This is a genomic window from Amycolatopsis sp. w19 (genome assembly GCF_051373225.1).
GTDB lineage: Bacteria > Actinomycetota > Actinomycetes > Mycobacteriales > Pseudonocardiaceae > Amycolatopsis > Amycolatopsis japonica.
The window spans coordinates 300,263-314,858 of the sequence record NZ_JBPQFM010000006.1; the positions used below are offsets into that span (position 1 = coordinate 300,263).

Here is a 14,596-nt window from a genome sequence, read left to right on the forward strand (position 1 = left end):
CGCTGTCGAAATCGATCATCGTCGACGGAACGGTGGCGGCGCATTGAAGCAAAGCTCCTACTTGGGGTGGGGTTTTCCTCACCCCACGAGAAGCGGGTGGACCCCGCCGCCGGGGTGTGGGACCCGGCGGCGGGAATCCACCCGCGTTTATCTCCCTCCGCAGCGGCTGTCCGTCACTCCGCGCGCCACAACGCGGGTGTGGACGGCGGCTCCCAGCCGGGCTGGGCGGTGTGCGCCTGCAAGCACACGTAACCGCGACCGCTGTAGGTGACCCGGGCGCCCGCGGAATAGCCGGTTCCCGCCGCCCAGGTCGTCCCGCCGGGCGGGTTGGAGGTCGAAGTCGACGTCGTCGGCGTCGTACTGGTCGGCCGCGAGGTCGACGTCGGCGTCTGCGGCACGTTCAACACGAAGTCGAACGCCGCCTCCTTGGCCGTGCCCGCGTCCCGGACGGTCATCAGCAGCCGCGGATCGAAGATCGTGTCGGTGTTGTTGCGCGGCTCGTTGGGGAAGTAGAGCTGCGTGGTCAGCACCGGCCTGCCGGGGGCCTGGACCTTGACGTGGATGTGCCGCGTACGACCGGGGTACAGGCCGGGCACGATGGTGCTCAGCGAGAACGCGCCCTGGTCGTTCGTGAACTGGTGACCGCGGAAGGTGTACCCCACGTTGTCGTAGGCGCCGTTGACGTCCGCCTGCCAGAAGTCCAGGAGCGCCCGCGCGATCGGCAGGCAGCCGAGCCCGAACACGTAGCCGGACACGGTGAGCCGCGTCCCCGGCGTACCCGCCGTGACGAGCGAGGTGCGCTGCGGGGAATTCGGCTTGAAATAAGGACCTTCGGTCTGCGGGATGGTCGGGTCGTCCCCGTCGTCGCAGTACGGGGTCAGCTCGGGTGCCTGGCCGCTCGCGACGGTGGTGCGCGCGAGAGCGGGGCCGCCGATCAACGCGACCGGGGCCGCCACACCCGCGGCGATCGCGGCCTTCAGCACGGTCTTCCGGCTGAGCTTGTTCTCTTCGTCCATACCTGCTCCTCGTGGGGGCTTCGGGAATCACCCTCGACGGTATGGAGAAGATCAGCTGTGGACGATGGACTGGGGTGGTCAGTCGTGGTGAATCTCCGGGGGCGCGTCTCCGGTCCGGCGGTAATCACCGGGGCTCAACCCCGTTTCCCGCCGGAAGAACCGGCAGAAATACGCGGGATCCGCGAAACCGACCCGGCTGGCGACCTGTCGCACGGTGAGATCCGTACCGAGCAGGAACCGTTTCGCCTCCCGTGTCCGCGCCTCGCGCATCAGTTGTGCCGCCGTCCGGCCGGTCGCCGTTTTCACCGCGTCGGTGAGATATCCCGGCGTGACCCCGATACGTTCCGCGAGCGCGCCGACCGACCAGAGCCCGAGGTCGGGTCTGCCGAGCAACCGGGCGAATTCCGTGCCCACCGCCTGCGCCCTGGCCGGCGGACGCGGATCCGCCAGGCCGGGAAGCCGTCCCGCCCGCACGATCAGCACGTGCATCAGCGCCCGCAGCACCGAATCGGTACCCTGCCCGCCACAACGGAATTCCTCGTCGAGTTCGGCGACCAGCCGCGCCGTCTCCTCGGCCGCGCGTTCGTCGAGCCGCCACGGCTGCTGGCTGAGCCTTCGCAGGGTTTCGCGATCCGACGGATGTTCGAGCAGGAAATCGTCGGTGAACAACACGACGAATCCGGTGAGATCGCGGGCATCCCAATGATGCACCTGCCCCGGTGTTATGACCGCGAGTTGCGGCGGCCCCAATTCCCAGCGGGTGAAATCGATGACGTGGTCGCCGGTGCCGCCGGTGACATGGACGATTTCGTAGAAGGTGTGCCGATGCGGGAACGCCGCCCGCGACATCGGCCCGATCGTGTCGAAGGTGCCGACCGTGAACGGCAGGGCGTCCGGCGCGCGGACCTCCAGCCGATGCAGTGGCAATTCCCCCGCCTTCGGTTTCAGGCAAGGCGTCCTCGGCAACACCGTCGTTCCGCGCATGGACCGGTCCCTTTCACCACACTGGGGGAATGAAAAGTCTAGACCAATGTGCGTGCCGTGACTGCCGACGGAAGTCGCTTCTCCCCCGCCGGGTACAGTCGAGATCATCGACGCACGTCCGAAGGGTCACCACGCGATGTCTCCCACCAAGTCGCGCGGTCGGGCCCGGTGGTCGCTCGGCGCGTTCGCCGCTTTGGCGCTGGCGTGCGTCGTGGCCATGGCGACGGCGAGCACTTCGCACAGCGACCTCGAGATCTACCGTTTCGGCGTCGACACGCTGTGGAGCGGCGGCGATCTCTACGGCGCGTTGCCACTTTCCGACGCCGGCATCCCCCTGCTGTTCATCTACCCGCCGTTCGCCGCGTTGGTGCTCACGCCGCTGGCGCTGGTGCCGTGGACGGGCGCGGTGCTCTTGCTGTTCGCGCTCAGCCTGGCCGCGCTGGGCATCACCTTCTACGGGATCGTCCGCACGCTGTGGCCGTCCGGGGACCGGCGGAAGGCGTTGCTCGTCGCGTCGCTGGCGATCACCCCGGCGCTCTTCCTCGAACCGGTCCGCCAGACACTCGGTTTCGGCCAGATCAACCTGTTGCTGATGGGTCTCGTCGCGGCCGACTGCCTGCTGGCACGGGGCCGCTACCGGGGCATCGGGGTCGGTCTCGCCGCGGCCGTCAAGCTGACGCCGATGGCGTTCCTGCTGTTCTTCCTGGTGCGCAAGGACTTCCGTGGCGCGCTGACCGCGGTGGGCACGTTCGTGGCCGCCTCGGCCGTCGCGTTCGCGGTCGCGCCGGAGGCGTCCGCGCGCTACTGGTTCGGTGGACTCGCCGGGGCGTCCGGCATCAGCGGCACTTCGTTCCACACCAACCAGACCCTGCAAGCGGTGCTGGCGCGCTTCGGCGTCGAGTCCGCCGCGAAGCCGCTCTGGATCGTCCTCACCGGTGTGCTGCTGGTGCTGGTGACGGTGACCATGTACCGCTCGGCACCGGTGCAGGCACTGCTGCTGAACGCGACATTCGCCCTGCTCATCTCGCCGACGTCGTGGTCGCATCACTGGGTGTGGATCGCCCCGGCGCTGTTCACCACAGTCGCCTTCGCGGTGCTCAGGCGTCAGGATCGCCGCAGGGCGGCAGCCTGGCTAGCCGTCACCGGCGTGGTCGCCACGATCTTCGTCGCGGCCCCGTTCCGGTACTTCCCGGCCTTCGACCGGCCGGGCCAGACATGGACGACCACCCAGCAGTGGCTGGGGAACTGCTACGTCGTCGCGGGCCTGATCTTCCTCGCCGTCGCCGGCGTGCTCGCGCTACGGAAGCGCGTCTAGCGATCCCTCTGTCTTGACACCGCGCTCCTTCATGTCTCTATAGTACTAGGTAACTAGATAAATGGAGTTACCATGATCGAGTTCCACCTCGAGGACCACTCCGGCCTGTCGCCGTATCTGCAGCTCGTCCGCCAGGTGCGGCAGGCGTTGCGGCTGGGCCTGCTCTCCGAGGGCGACCAGCTGCCGACGGTCAAGGAAGTGGTGGCCCGGCTGGCGATCAATCCCAACACCGTGCTCAAGGCGTATCGCGAGCTCGAACACGAAGGCCTCGTCGCCGCGAGGCCGGGCGTCGGCACCTTCGTGACGGCGACGCTCACCGACGGATCCCTCGCCGCGCACGGCCCCCTGCGGATGGATCTGCAGCGATGGCTGGCGAAGGCACGCAAGGCCGGGCTTGACGACGAGAGCATCGAGGCGCTGTTCATGACGACCTTTCGGACCGTCGCCGGAGAGGAAATAGCATGACCGCCGTCCTGCGAACAGAGGGTCTCGGCAAGAGATACGGCAAGAACTGGGCGCTTTCCGAGTGCACGCTGGACATCCCGGCCGGGCACGTGGTCGGACTGGTCGGTCCCAACGGAGCGGGCAAGACCACACTGCTGAACATGGCCGCCGGTCAGCTGCCGCCGACCACCGGCCGGATCACCGTGCTGGGCGGGCGTCCCGGCGCCAGCCCGGCCCAGCTCGCCAAGGTCGGCTTCGTCGCGCAGGACACCCCGACCTACGCCGGTCTTTCCGTCGCGGACCATCTGCGGCTCGGTGCGCGACTGAACCCCGGCTGGGACGACGCGCTGGCCAGGGACCGCATCGCCCGGCTCGGTCTCGATCCCGCGCGCAAGGCCGGAAAACTCTCCGGCGGTCAACGCGCCCAGCTCGCCCTCACCCTCGGCGTGGCGAAACGGCCGGAACTGCTGCTCCTCGACGAACCCGTCGCCGCGCTCGATCCCTTGGCGCGCCGCGAATTCCTGCAGGGGCTGCTCGAAGCCACCGTCGAGCAGGAACTGAACGTGGTGCTGTCGTCCCATCTGGTCTCGGATCTGGAACGCGCCTGCGATTTCCTGATCGTGCTCATCGACTCCCGTGTGCAGGTGTCCGGTGAGGTCGAGACCCTGCTCGCCACCCACCACCGCCTCACCGGCCCGCGCCGCGACGCCGCCAGGCTCCCGTCGAGCCAGCACGTCGTCTCGGAAAGCCATACGGACGTCCAAAGCACCTTCGTCGTCCGCACCGAGGAACCGATCCACGATCCGGTGTGGACAGTGAGCAAGCTGAGCCTCGAAGACCTCGTCCTGGCCTACCTGACCAAAACCACCGCGAACCACCGGCGGATCCTGGAGGTCCGGAGATGATCTGGCTGACCTGGCGTCAATTCCGGCTCCCGGCCGCGGCCGTGTTCGGGGCGCTGACGGTGCTCGCGCTCGTCCTGGCCGTCACCGGGCCCGCAATCTCCGGCGAATACGCCACCGGGATCGCGACCTGCGCGGGCGACACCGCCGCCTGCGACGACTTCGTCGAGCGCTTCCTCAACGACCACCAGAACACCTTCCTGGCCGTCACCGCGCTCGTGCTCCTGCTGCCCGCGCTCATCGGCCTCTTCTGGGGCGCGCCGCTGTTCACCCGCGAACTCGAAGCCGGGACGCACCGGCTGATCTGGAACCAGAGCGTCACCAGGACACGGTGGCTGGCGGTGAAACTCGGGATCACCGGCGTGGCCGCGATGCTCGCCGGCGGCGTGGGCAGCCTGGCGGTGACCTGGTGGGCGACCACCTTCGAAACGGCCGCCGTGAAGGATTTCCCACGGCTTTCGGCGATGGTGTTCGACGCGCGCGGTGTCGTCCCCATCGCGTACTCCGCGTTCGCCTTCGCGCTCGGCGTCACCATCGGCATGCTGGTGCGCCGCAGCCTGCCCGCGATGGCCGTCACGCTGGCCGCGTTCGCGGTGATCCAGGTCGCCGTGCCGATCGTCGTCCGGCCCCATCTGCTGCCCTCGATCGACGCGACCCTCGAGCTTTCTCCGTCCATTGTGGATGGAATCGGCCGGAACCCGAACACCGGGGTGCTGCATTTCGAAGCCAAGGCACCGGATCCTGGCGGCTGGCTGCTGGCGGGCGAAACCGTCGACGCTTCCGGCAAACCCGTCGAGAACGTCACCATGCCGACGTCGAGCGGCCCGTGTTCGCCCTCGGCGCCGCCCGGCGGCCGCGGCACCGGAGCGGACCCGATGGATCTCTGCCTGGCCGAAATCAACCGGCTCGGCTATCGACAGCACGTGATCTACCACCCGCCCACGCGATTCTGGCCGTTCCAATGGATCGAGAGCGCGCTGTATCTGGCGCTCGCCCTCGGACTCGCGGGATTCTGTTTCTGGTGGATCCGCCGCCGTCTCGCCTGAAAGGACCTCGATGCTCGACCTGACCGGTACCACCACGCTCGTCACCGGGGCCAGCGGCGGGATCGGCCGCGGCATCGCGCTGCGTTTCGCCGAGGCGGGCAGCGCCGTCGCCGTGCACTATCACCGTGACGAGTCCTCGGCGCTCGCCGTCGTCGAACGGATCCAGGAGGCGGGCGGCACCGCGAAGCCGTTCGCCGCCGACCTCACCGACGACGGCGGATGCCGACGGCTCGTGTCCGCCGCCGCGGCCTGGACCGGGCGGCTGGACACCCTGGTCAACAACGCCGGCGTGCAGCCGATCGAACCTCTGCCGGAGATGTCGGCGGAGAGCTGGCGCGCCGTCCTCGACGCGAACGTCACCAGCGCGTTCTCGTGCACCCAAGCCGCGGCCGAAGTGATGAGCGGCGGCAGCGTGATCCACATCGCCTCGATCGAAGCGGCCCGGCCCGCGCCGGGACACGCGCATTACAGCAGCGCGAAGGCCGCCCTGGTCATGCACGCCCGCGCCGCCGCGCTCGAATACGGTCCGCGAGGGCTGCGCGTCAACGCCGTCTCCCCCGGCCTCATCGACCGCCCCGGCCTCGACGACGCCTGGCCGGAGGGCGTCCGTCGCTGGCGACAGGCCGCGCCCTTGGGCAGGCTCGGCACTCCTGGCGACGTCGCGAACGCGTGCCTTTTTCTCGCTTCGCCGCTCGCGTCGTGGATCACCGGGCACAACCTGACGGTGGACGGAGGCGTCTCCGCGCGCCCCACTTGGTGATCGCCGCCACCAGCAAGACGCGAAGGGGCCCATCACCGCATCAGACGCAGCGAAAGCCCCCTTCAGCCCAGCTTCCGCAACCGACCCCGCCCTCCGAAAGTCACCGGCTCCGGATCTCGGCCCCACGCTTCAGATTCGTCACCAGCGCCGTCGACTTTCCCGTGACGGCGGCCGCGAGCGGTCGTTCGAGTCCCGGGAGCCGGGCCACGTGAAGGAACGCCCGGCGCGCCAGGAGCAGGAACCGGTTGGCGGGCAGGAACCATCGCGCGCCCCGGCGGGCGACCTGTTGCTTCTCGGTCACCACCGGGCGGACCAGACGCTCGTACTCCGCGAGCGCGGCCTCGATCGAGGGCGCCCGGGTGAGTTGCTCGGCCAGAACGAACGCGCCCGCGATCCCCAGTGAAGCGCCCTGCCCGGCGAGAAGGGAGACGGCATAACAGGAATCGCCGACGAGCACGACCCGCCCGCGGCTCCAGGAAGACATCTCGATCTGCGCGACCTGGTCGTAGTACACCCCGCCCGGAGGCGGGCACAGGTCGAGCGCTTTCGGCACCGCCCAGCCGAGCGAACCGTAGGTCGCGCGCAGCGCCGCCCGCGTGTCGTCCGGCAGGGCCGGATCCGTCGTGCGGTGCACGGCGAACGCCGCGAGTGCGCCGTCACGGAGACCGTAGAAACCCATCTGCATCCCGACCGTGTCGGTCAGACAGAAGCGCTCGCCCACCTGCGCGCGAATCTCCTCGTCCTCGAAAACGAAGGCCGCCGTATGAAAACCGAGATGACGCAAGAACCGGCTCTCTTCGCCGAAGACGAGCCGCCGCACGGTCGAATGGATCCCGTCTGCGCCGACCAGCAGATCGGCTTCGAGGGTCTCGCCGTCCGCCAGGGTGACCCGCACGCGGTCGCCGAGGTCCTCGACGCCGGTGACCCCGGCACCGAACCTGACGTCCACTGTGGACGGAAGACCGGTACGCAGGACCCGCTCCAGATCCGGCCGCATGATGCTGCAGAGCCGTCCCCGCACCGATTTGGCGAACTGGACGTAGTCGATCGCCGCCCGGCGGCGGCCGTGCTCGTCCAGCAGGCTCGCCTCGTCCACCTGATACGCCGCTTCCTCGACCTGGGGCAGCAGCCCCATTTCCTCGACGGCGTCGAAGCCGGGACCGAAGAAGTCGATCATGTAACCCTGTTGCCGCGGCCCCGCCGCCCGTTCCAGCACCACGACTTCGACGTCCAGCGCCGCGAGCCGGTGCGCCAGCGCCAGACCGGTGATCCCGGCCCCGCAGATCGCCACCTTCATGAGGGGCCCCTCCCTTTCGTTCAGCCGACCAGCCTGCGCAGGACGGCCGGGGAGACGATCCGGCCGGACTCCGGTCCGAGCGCCCGATGCAGCAGAAGCCCGTCCACCGCGGCGAGGAGTGCCGCCGCCGTGTCCTCGGCGTCGGCCACTCCGCGCTCCGCCAGCCACCCGCCGAACCTGGTGCGCAGGTCGGCGAGCAGCTCGCGGATGCCTTGACGCAAGGTGTCATCGCGGGTCGCGGCGAGATAGGCCTCGGCGAACAGCAACGACATCGGATCGGTGCCGGAGTATTCGCCGACCGACGCCAGCAGCGCGTCCACCGCGTCCGCCGGTGTCTCGACGGATTCCAGCGCCGGCTCGAAAGCGACCGCGACCTCACGCATCGCGCCGAGCACGGCCTCGATCATCAAGGCCTGCAGCGACGGGAAGTGATAGTGCACGACGCTCGGTGTGACACCGGCGCGTTCGGCCAGGATCCGGGTGCTGACCGCGGACCAGCCGAGTTCGGGCACGAGCGCGACGGCCGCTTCGAGCAACCGTTGCCGAACGAGCTTGCCACGCGCCGCGGCCGGGGATCCTGCCACCGTCATCTCCTAGGGCGTTCGTCCTGTACGACTGCCCTGATCGTATGCCCGGATCCGGCCGCGGTGCAAGCTCACGCCGTTTTCAGCCGCGCCACCACGTGTTCCGCGGTCGCGACACTGGACTGCGGGTTCTGGCCGGTGACAAGGTTTCCGTCCTCGACGACCTCGCTCGACCAGGCGGCCGCCGGAGTGACGATCGCGCCCTGTTCCCGGAGCCGCGCCTCGACGAAGAAGGGAGTCTTCTCGCCCAGTCCGCCTTGCCGTTCCTCCTCGTCGCTGAACGACGTCATCGAACGGCCCGCGAAGGTGAACGAGCCGTCCTCGCGACGTGCGCTGAGCAAGGCGGCGAGTCCGTGGCAGAGCGCGGCGATGGTCTTGCCCTGCGCGTCGGCGTCGTTCAGCAGTGCGCCGAGGTCGGCGTCGTCCACCAAGTCGGTCATCGGGCCGTGTCCGCCGGGCAGGTAGAAGGCGTCGTAGGTGCCGGCCGAGACGTCGGAGAGCTTGAGCGGCGCCGAAAGGCCGAGCTTCTCGAGGTACTCGGCGAACTTCGCGCCCGTGGCCGCGTCGACGCCGCCGCGTTCGTCGAGGCTGATCGGGTCGACGGTCGGCCGGAGCCCGGACGGTGTCGCGATCTCCACCCGGTGGCCCGCCGCGGCGAGCACCCGGTGCGACTCGGCGACCTCTTCGGCCCAGAAACCGGTCGGGTGGTCGACACCGTTCGTGAGCCGCACGTGGTCCGCGGCCGAGACGATCATGAGGATCCGCGCCATGACTGTTCCTTTCGTTGTCCGGGGCGTTGTGCCCACTGCCCGCTTCAACGGGGTCCGTGCTGCGAGTACTCCGTGACGGCGGCTAGCATCCATAAGATTTCTTATGGAAGGCGGCTTGCATGCCCAACCTGGACCGGCTGGCGACCTTCCTGTCGATCTACCGCCTCGGCTCGCTCTCCGCGGCCGCCGCGGAGCTCGGCCTGACCCAGCCCGCCGTCACCGGGCAGCTGCTCAAGCTCGAGGAGGAACTCGGCGAGCGGCTCTTCGTCCGCTCACGGCTCGGTGCGGCGCCGACCGCTCGCGCGGCCGAACTCGCCGCCAGGATCGGCACCCGGATCGACGAACTGCGGGGTGCCTTGACGGCGGGCGACGACGAGGTCCAGTACCGCGAACAGGTGGCGATCGGCGGCGCGAGCGACGGCATGGCGACGCGGTTCCTGCCCGCGCTCGCCCCGCTGACCGAACGTGGGCTTCGGCTCACCGTCACCCTCGGGCTCGCCGACGAACTCCTGTCCGCCCTCGAAGCCGCGCGCCTGGACCTCGTCCTCTCGCCGGTCCGGCCACGGCAACGCGGCATCACCGCGATTCCGTTGATCGACGAAGAGTTCGTGCTCGTCGCCGCCCCCGCGCTCGCCCGGAGCGTCGACCCCGCACTGCTCGCCGCCGACCCGGTGCCGGCGCTGGCCCACCTGCCGCTGATCGCCTACGCCGGCGATCTGCCGATCATCCGCCGCTACTGGCGCAGCGAATTCGGGCGGCGGCCGCCGAACCGCGTCGCGATGGTCGTGCCCGATCTCCGCGCGATCCTCGCCGTCGTCGTCGCGGGAGCCGGGGCGAGTGTGCTGCCGCGCTACATCGCCGCGGCCGCGCTCGAAGCGGGGTCGGTCTCGATCGTGCACACCGCGGAAGTGCCACCGCTGAACACCATCTATCTCGCGCACCGCTCCGGGACGGTGCGGCCGGTCGTGACCCTCATTCGCGACCGGCTGCTGGAACGCGCCCGCGCCTGGGGTTCACTCTGAAACTCCCGCACGGGCAAAAATGACCTCTTTCTCCCTCGGAACCGTCGCGAAGCTTGCTCTTCCGAACCCGTTTCCTGGAGGACACATGGTCTCGAAACCCCGCCTCGCCCTGGGAATGCTCGTCTTGGCCGCCTTGGCGGCCGGGCTGCTCGCCTTGCTCATCTCGCTCGACGTCGGCGCGTTCTGGGCCAAGACGCTGCCGCTCGCCTTCCTGGCCGGTGGCGCGGCGGTCGCGCAATCCCTCGGCCTGTTCAACAAGCCATCGAAGGACTGAGGCCGGACGTCAAACGCGCTGCGGTGCGAAGGTTCGTCGGTAGTCCTGCGGGGAAACGCCGACGACCTTGTGGAAATGGTGACGCAGCAAGGCTCCTGAGCCGAAGCCGCAGCGGCGCGCGACCTCGTCGATGCTCATCGTCGTCTCCTCGAGCAGCGACCTCGCGTGCAGAACCCGTTGTGTCGAAAGCCATCGGTGCGGTGTGGTGCCCGTCTCCGCGACGAACTTGCGGGCGAAGGTGCGTTCGGACATCCGGGCCCGGCGGGCCAGATCGGCGACGGGATGTTCATGGTCGATGGTGTCGAGCATCCAGGTGAGCACCGGCTGAAGACTGTCCCCGGTGCACTCCGGGATCGGCAACTCGACGAACTGGCGTTGCCCGCCTTCCCGTTGCGGCGGCACCACCATGCGCCGGGCGATCACGGTGGCCGCGGCGGAGCCGAGTTCGCGCCGGACCAGATGCAGGCACGCGTCGATGCCGGCGGCCGTTCCGGCGCTGGTGATGATGTCGCCGTCGTCGACGAAGAGGACGTCCGGGTCCAGCCGCGCCTCGGGAAAACGCTTCCGGAACCGCTCGCTGTGCCGCCAGTGGTTCGTGCACCGCCGCCCGTCGAGCAGCCCCGCGGCACCCAGCACGAACGCGCCGGTGCACACCGAAAGCAGTGTGGCGCCTCGCGCCGAAACCGCACGGAGCGCTTCGAGCACCGCGGGCGGGTATTCGTCGCGCACGTCGCAGGCGGGGACGACGACCAGGTCCGCGTCTTCCGTCGCTTCGAGACCGTGTTCCGGGGTGACCTTGACGCCGTGACCGAGGCTCAGCGGCTCTCCGGCCCGCTCCCCGCACACGCGGAAGTCGAGCAGCGGCAGTCCGTCATCGGTGCGGTCGTAACCGAACACCTCGCAGACGACACCGAACTCGAACGCGGCGAAGTCGTCCAGCAGCACCACGGCGACGCTCTTCAGCATGCCCGAAGCATAGCTGGCAGGATTTTGTCGCACAACGACAGAACTGCCACTTTTGGCAGGATGTGCCGTGGCGCAAACTTACTGCCATGACCGCAATCATCGTCACCCTCGCCCTGATCGCCCTCGTCACCTACCTGCTGGAGCGCAACCACGCGCGGCAGGGCCGTCCGGACACCGCCGGCGGCGACCCGCTCGGCCGGCCCTTCTGGAAAGGAGGCGCCACGGCTTAAAATCCCTTCGAACCGTGGGGGGTTTGATGGCCGATGGGCAGCGTTTCGTTCGTACGTTCCGATGGAGCGCGGCCGTACTGCTCGGCGGCGGAGCACTCTTCGCCGCCGTGTTGGCGGCCGACCTTCCTTACGCGGACACCGCTCCGGCGCCGACGACTTCCGCGCCGAAGCTCCAGGCACCGCCTCCCTCCGTCGAGACGGTGCCGCCTGAGGCCACTTTGACCGTCGTGACCACGGGCGTCCGCCCGGGGCCGGACGACCGCAGCCTCCTACTCCAGGTGCGGCTCCCGGACTGCGGCCGTGAACCCCGGATCGAAGGCCTGACAGAAGAGAACGACATCATCTACGCGAACGTCGTCATCACCCCCGGGGCCGCCGATTGCCGGGCGACGGTGCCATCGGAGATCAAGCTCACCACCGCGGCCCCGATCGCGAACCGGACGCTGGTGCTCAACTCGGGGGACGCTCCCTGGAACAAACTGCCGGACGGGACCTGGGGTCACTGCGGCGAGCTGGGCTGCGACCCTCCCGCCGATCACTGCGCCGACGTCCGGGTCGAACAGACCCGCGGCGAGGCCATCGACATCCACACGCGCGCCTGCGACCAGAAGTGGCTCGTCGTAGACCGCACGAACTTCCCCCGAAGCCCGTCGCTGCGCGTGCTCTACCGCTGGGTACCCGACCGGTGGCAGGCGGTGACGAGCGTCAAAACCGAGGGATGCGAGGAAATCCTCGCCAAAGAACCCCAGTTCAGCAGGGCTCTCTGCGAAAAACTCGGCCCGATCTCCTGACCACCCGGTGTCACGAGCGACACGTTCCCCGCCGAGATCGTCGGCGACGCTCGCATCTGCCGAGGTCAGGCCCACAATCACCGGTTTAAACCTCTTCGCCCGCATTTTCTGCCGGTTACCAGTTTTCTGGTTAGGGTGCAGTGGTGCAAACGGGTTAACTCGGGCGGAAGGAGATCGCGCCGTCATCGGCGCGTGTCTGAACATGAGTTCGCAGGACGGTAAACAAGCGGAAGAAGAGGTCGTCGCGGAGACCGCGTCGGACCTCGCCCACGCGCCGGACACGACAGGTCCGGGGCACCCGCCCGATGAGCACGTCCCCCTCGACCTCGCCGCCGAACGACCCGCCGAAACCGACCGGACCGTTTTCGGTGTGGCGGCGGCCCTCGCGCTCGCCATCATCATCTGGGGTGTCCTCTCTCCCGAGAGTCTCGCGAGTGTCGCGTCGACGCTCCTCAACGACGCCGTGATCCCTTACGGCGGCTGGGCCTTTGTGCTGACAGCGAGCGGTTTCGTGCTCTTCGCGGTCTGTCTGGCCATAAGCCGCTACGGCCGGATCCCGCTGGGCGGGGACAAGGAACTCCCCGAATTCCGGACGTCGTCGTGGATCGCGATGATGTTCAGCGCGGGCATGGGCATCGGCCTGATGTTCTTCGGGGTGTACGAACCGGTCTCCCACCTCGCGAGCCCGCCCCCGGGCACCGCGGCCCCGAACTCCGACGAAGCCGTCCACACCGCGATGGCGACGACGTTGTTCCACTGGACCGTGCACCCGTGGGCGATCTACGCCGTCGTCGGCCTCGCGATCGCGTACAGCACCTTCCGGAAGGGCCGCAGCCAGCTGATCAGTTCGGTGTTCGCGCCGCTGATCGGCAAGCGGCGCACCGAAGGCCCGCTGGGCAAGGCGATCGACATCATGGCGATCTTCGCGACCCTGTTCGGTTCGGCCGCTTCGCTCGGTCTCGGCGCGCTCCAGGTGGGTGGCGGTATGGGCGCCGTCGGCTGGATCGACGATCCCGGCAAGGGACTCCTGGTCGCGATCATCGCGATCCTCACCGTCGCGTTCATCGCTTCGGCGGTGTCCGGGGTGGCCAAGGGGATCCAGTGGCTGTCCAACATCAACATGGTGCTCGCCGCGGTGCTCGCGGTGTTCGTGCTGGTGGTCGGGCCGACCGTGCTGATCCTCAACATCGTGCCCGGCGCGATCGGCGACTACTTCCGCGAACTGGCGGAGATGTCCGGCCGTACCGGGATGACCGGCGGCGAGGAGATGCAGACCTGGCTCGGCGGCTGGACGGTCTTCTACTGGGCGTGGTGGATCTCGTGGACGCCCTTCGTCGGCATGTTCATCGCGCGGATCTCGCGCGGCCGCACCATCCGGCAGTTCATCTTCGGTGTCATCGCGATCCCGAGCATCGTGAGCCTGATCTGGTTCGCGATCTTCGGCGGCGCGGCGATCAGCAGGCAGCGGGCGGGTACGGACATCGCGGGCGCGGGCAGTGCCCAATCGGCGACGTTCGAACTGCTCGAAACGCTGCCGTGGTTCGTCCCGATCGCGATCCTGGTGATGATCCTGGTGTCCATCTTCTTCGTCTCCGGCGCGGACGCGGCTTCGGTGGTGATGGGCACCTTGTCCCAGCGCGGGAGCGTGCACCCGAAGAAGGGTGTCGTCATCTTCTGGGGCGTGCTGATGGGCGCCGTCGCGGCGGTGATGCTGCTGGTCGGCGGGGACAAGGCGCTGACCGGGTTGCAGAATCTCACCATCCTGATCGCGGTGCCGTTCGTGTTCGTGATGGTCGGTTTGTGCGTGTCGGTCTGGAAGGACCTGCGCAACGACCCGCTGATGAAGCAGGAAGACGCGATGATGTTGTCGCTGAAGGAGCTGCACGAGGAACGCACGAACGGCCACGCCCGCCGTCGTCTCCTCGGACGGTCGAAACAGCGCACCTGATCCCGTGAGTACATGAAGGCCCCCATCCTGTACCTAGGTGTACTGCCCCGGGAGGTTGTGAACGGGGAGACACGTAGTCAGATGATCTTGGAATGAGGGAGGGCCTCCGGGTTCGGTGTGGATTGCGACATCTACCCCGGATACCTGGAGGCCCTCGTGACTCACGCTAACGCACCGTTGACCCCTGCTGGGAGGCTGCGTCTGGCCCGGTGTGTCGTGGACGATGAATGGCCGTTGCGGCGGGCGG

At 68.6% G+C, this 14,596-nt stretch carries 16 protein-coding genes; 10 read left to right on the forward strand and 6 right to left on the reverse strand.

Translation table 11 applies throughout. From position 1 onward, the window contains the following. Positions 1–173: 173 nt before the first annotated feature. Positions 174–1,016, reverse strand: coding sequence for a carbohydrate-binding protein (locus tag ACSMFO_RS16095; RefSeq protein ID WP_037346274.1), 843 nt, complete (start codon positions 1,014–1,016; stop codon positions 174–176). Between the two features lie 78 nt (positions 1,017–1,094). Continuing rightward, positions 1,095–2,000, reverse strand: coding sequence for an AraC family transcriptional regulator (locus ACSMFO_RS16100; RefSeq protein ID WP_037346272.1), 906 nt, complete (start codon positions 1,998–2,000; stop codon positions 1,095–1,097). 136 nt (positions 2,001–2,136) lie between these two features. Here ACSMFO_RS16100 and ACSMFO_RS16105 point away from each other — a divergent pair, with 136 nt between their 5' ends. The 5 genes from ACSMFO_RS16105 to ACSMFO_RS16125 all read left to right on the forward strand — a co-directional run bounded on the left by ACSMFO_RS16105 (position 2,137) and on the right by ACSMFO_RS16125 (position 6,467). Next, the gene (locus tag ACSMFO_RS16105) at positions 2,137–3,315 is read left to right on the forward strand and encodes a glycosyltransferase 87 family protein (RefSeq protein WP_436459258.1); all 1,179 of its coding nucleotides are present in this window, start codon (positions 2,137–2,139) and stop codon (positions 3,313–3,315) included. 72 nt (positions 3,316–3,387) lie between these two features. Next, positions 3,388–3,780: a GntR family transcriptional regulator gene (locus tag ACSMFO_RS16110; RefSeq protein WP_436459260.1), complete on the forward strand. Its 393-nt coding sequence runs from the start codon at positions 3,388–3,390 to the stop codon at positions 3,778–3,780. Then, a complete protein-coding gene (locus ACSMFO_RS16115) occupies positions 3,777–4,664 on the forward strand; it encodes an ABC transporter ATP-binding protein (RefSeq protein WP_073847888.1) in 888 nt (295 codons plus the stop codon). Before ACSMFO_RS16110 ends, ACSMFO_RS16115 begins: the two co-directional genes overlap by 4 nt. Further along, positions 4,661–5,707, forward strand: a complete 1,047-nt coding sequence (locus tag ACSMFO_RS16120) for an ABC transporter permease (protein ID WP_436459261.1) — start codon at positions 4,661–4,663, stop codon at positions 5,705–5,707. The genes ACSMFO_RS16115 and ACSMFO_RS16120 overlap by 4 nt, the downstream gene beginning before the upstream one ends. Positions 5,708–5,717: 10 nt before the next feature. After that, positions 5,718–6,467, forward strand: a complete 750-nt coding sequence (locus ACSMFO_RS16125) for an SDR family NAD(P)-dependent oxidoreductase (protein WP_436459263.1) — start codon at positions 5,718–5,720, stop codon at positions 6,465–6,467. Between the two features lie 100 nt (positions 6,468–6,567). Here the strand turns inward: ACSMFO_RS16125 and ACSMFO_RS16130 are convergent, their stop codons facing one another. From ACSMFO_RS16130 to ACSMFO_RS16140, 3 genes are all read right to left on the reverse strand, one after another. Continuing rightward, on the reverse strand, positions 6,568–7,764 hold the full coding sequence (locus ACSMFO_RS16130) for an FAD-dependent monooxygenase (RefSeq protein WP_436459264.1): 1,197 nt from the start codon (positions 7,762–7,764) through the stop codon (positions 6,568–6,570). 20 nt (positions 7,765–7,784) lie between these two features. Continuing rightward, positions 7,785–8,354, reverse strand: a complete 570-nt coding sequence (locus ACSMFO_RS16135) for a TetR/AcrR family transcriptional regulator (RefSeq protein WP_360087914.1) — start codon at positions 8,352–8,354, stop codon at positions 7,785–7,787. 65 nt (positions 8,355–8,419) lie between these two features. After that, positions 8,420–9,118 carry a type 1 glutamine amidotransferase domain-containing protein gene (locus ACSMFO_RS16140; RefSeq protein WP_436459266.1) on the reverse strand — a complete coding sequence of 233 codons (699 nt, stop codon included), beginning with the start codon at positions 9,116–9,118 and terminating at the stop codon, positions 8,420–8,422. A 119-nt stretch (positions 9,119–9,237) separates the two neighbouring features. Between ACSMFO_RS16140 and ACSMFO_RS16145 the strand changes: the two genes are divergently transcribed. Together ACSMFO_RS16145 and ACSMFO_RS16150 are read left to right on the forward strand one after the other, a co-directional pair. Then, positions 9,238–10,140: a LysR family transcriptional regulator gene (locus ACSMFO_RS16145; RefSeq protein WP_436459268.1), complete on the forward strand. Its 903-nt coding sequence runs from the start codon at positions 9,238–9,240 to the stop codon at positions 10,138–10,140. Between the two features lie 85 nt (positions 10,141–10,225). Then, positions 10,226–10,414, forward strand: a complete 189-nt coding sequence (locus ACSMFO_RS16150; RefSeq protein WP_038518431.1) for a hypothetical protein — start codon at positions 10,226–10,228, stop codon at positions 10,412–10,414. 9 nt (positions 10,415–10,423) lie between these two features. On the opposite strand, the gene ACSMFO_RS16155 is transcribed toward ACSMFO_RS16150, so the two are convergent. Continuing rightward, on the reverse strand, positions 10,424–11,380 hold the full coding sequence (locus ACSMFO_RS16155; RefSeq protein WP_038518433.1) for a GlxA family transcriptional regulator: 957 nt from the start codon (positions 11,378–11,380) through the stop codon (positions 10,424–10,426). Positions 11,381–11,466: 86 nt separating this feature from the next. Here ACSMFO_RS16155 and ACSMFO_RS16160 point away from each other — a divergent pair, with 86 nt between their 5' ends. From ACSMFO_RS16160 to ACSMFO_RS16170, 3 genes are all read left to right on the forward strand, one after another. Beyond that, positions 11,467–11,610 (forward strand): hypothetical protein, encoded by a 144-nt coding sequence (locus ACSMFO_RS16160; RefSeq protein ID WP_350572879.1) that lies wholly within the window; start codon positions 11,467–11,469, stop codon positions 11,608–11,610. Positions 11,611–11,636: 26 nt separating this feature from the next. Next, positions 11,637–12,401 (forward strand): hypothetical protein, encoded by a 765-nt coding sequence (locus tag ACSMFO_RS16165; RefSeq protein WP_436459270.1) that lies wholly within the window; start codon positions 11,637–11,639, stop codon positions 12,399–12,401. A 202-nt stretch (positions 12,402–12,603) separates the two neighbouring features. Then, entirely contained in the window at positions 12,604–14,349 is a 1,746-nt protein-coding gene (locus tag ACSMFO_RS16170; protein ID WP_436459272.1) for a BCCT family transporter, read from the forward strand. Positions 14,350–14,596: the final 247 nt, after the last annotated feature.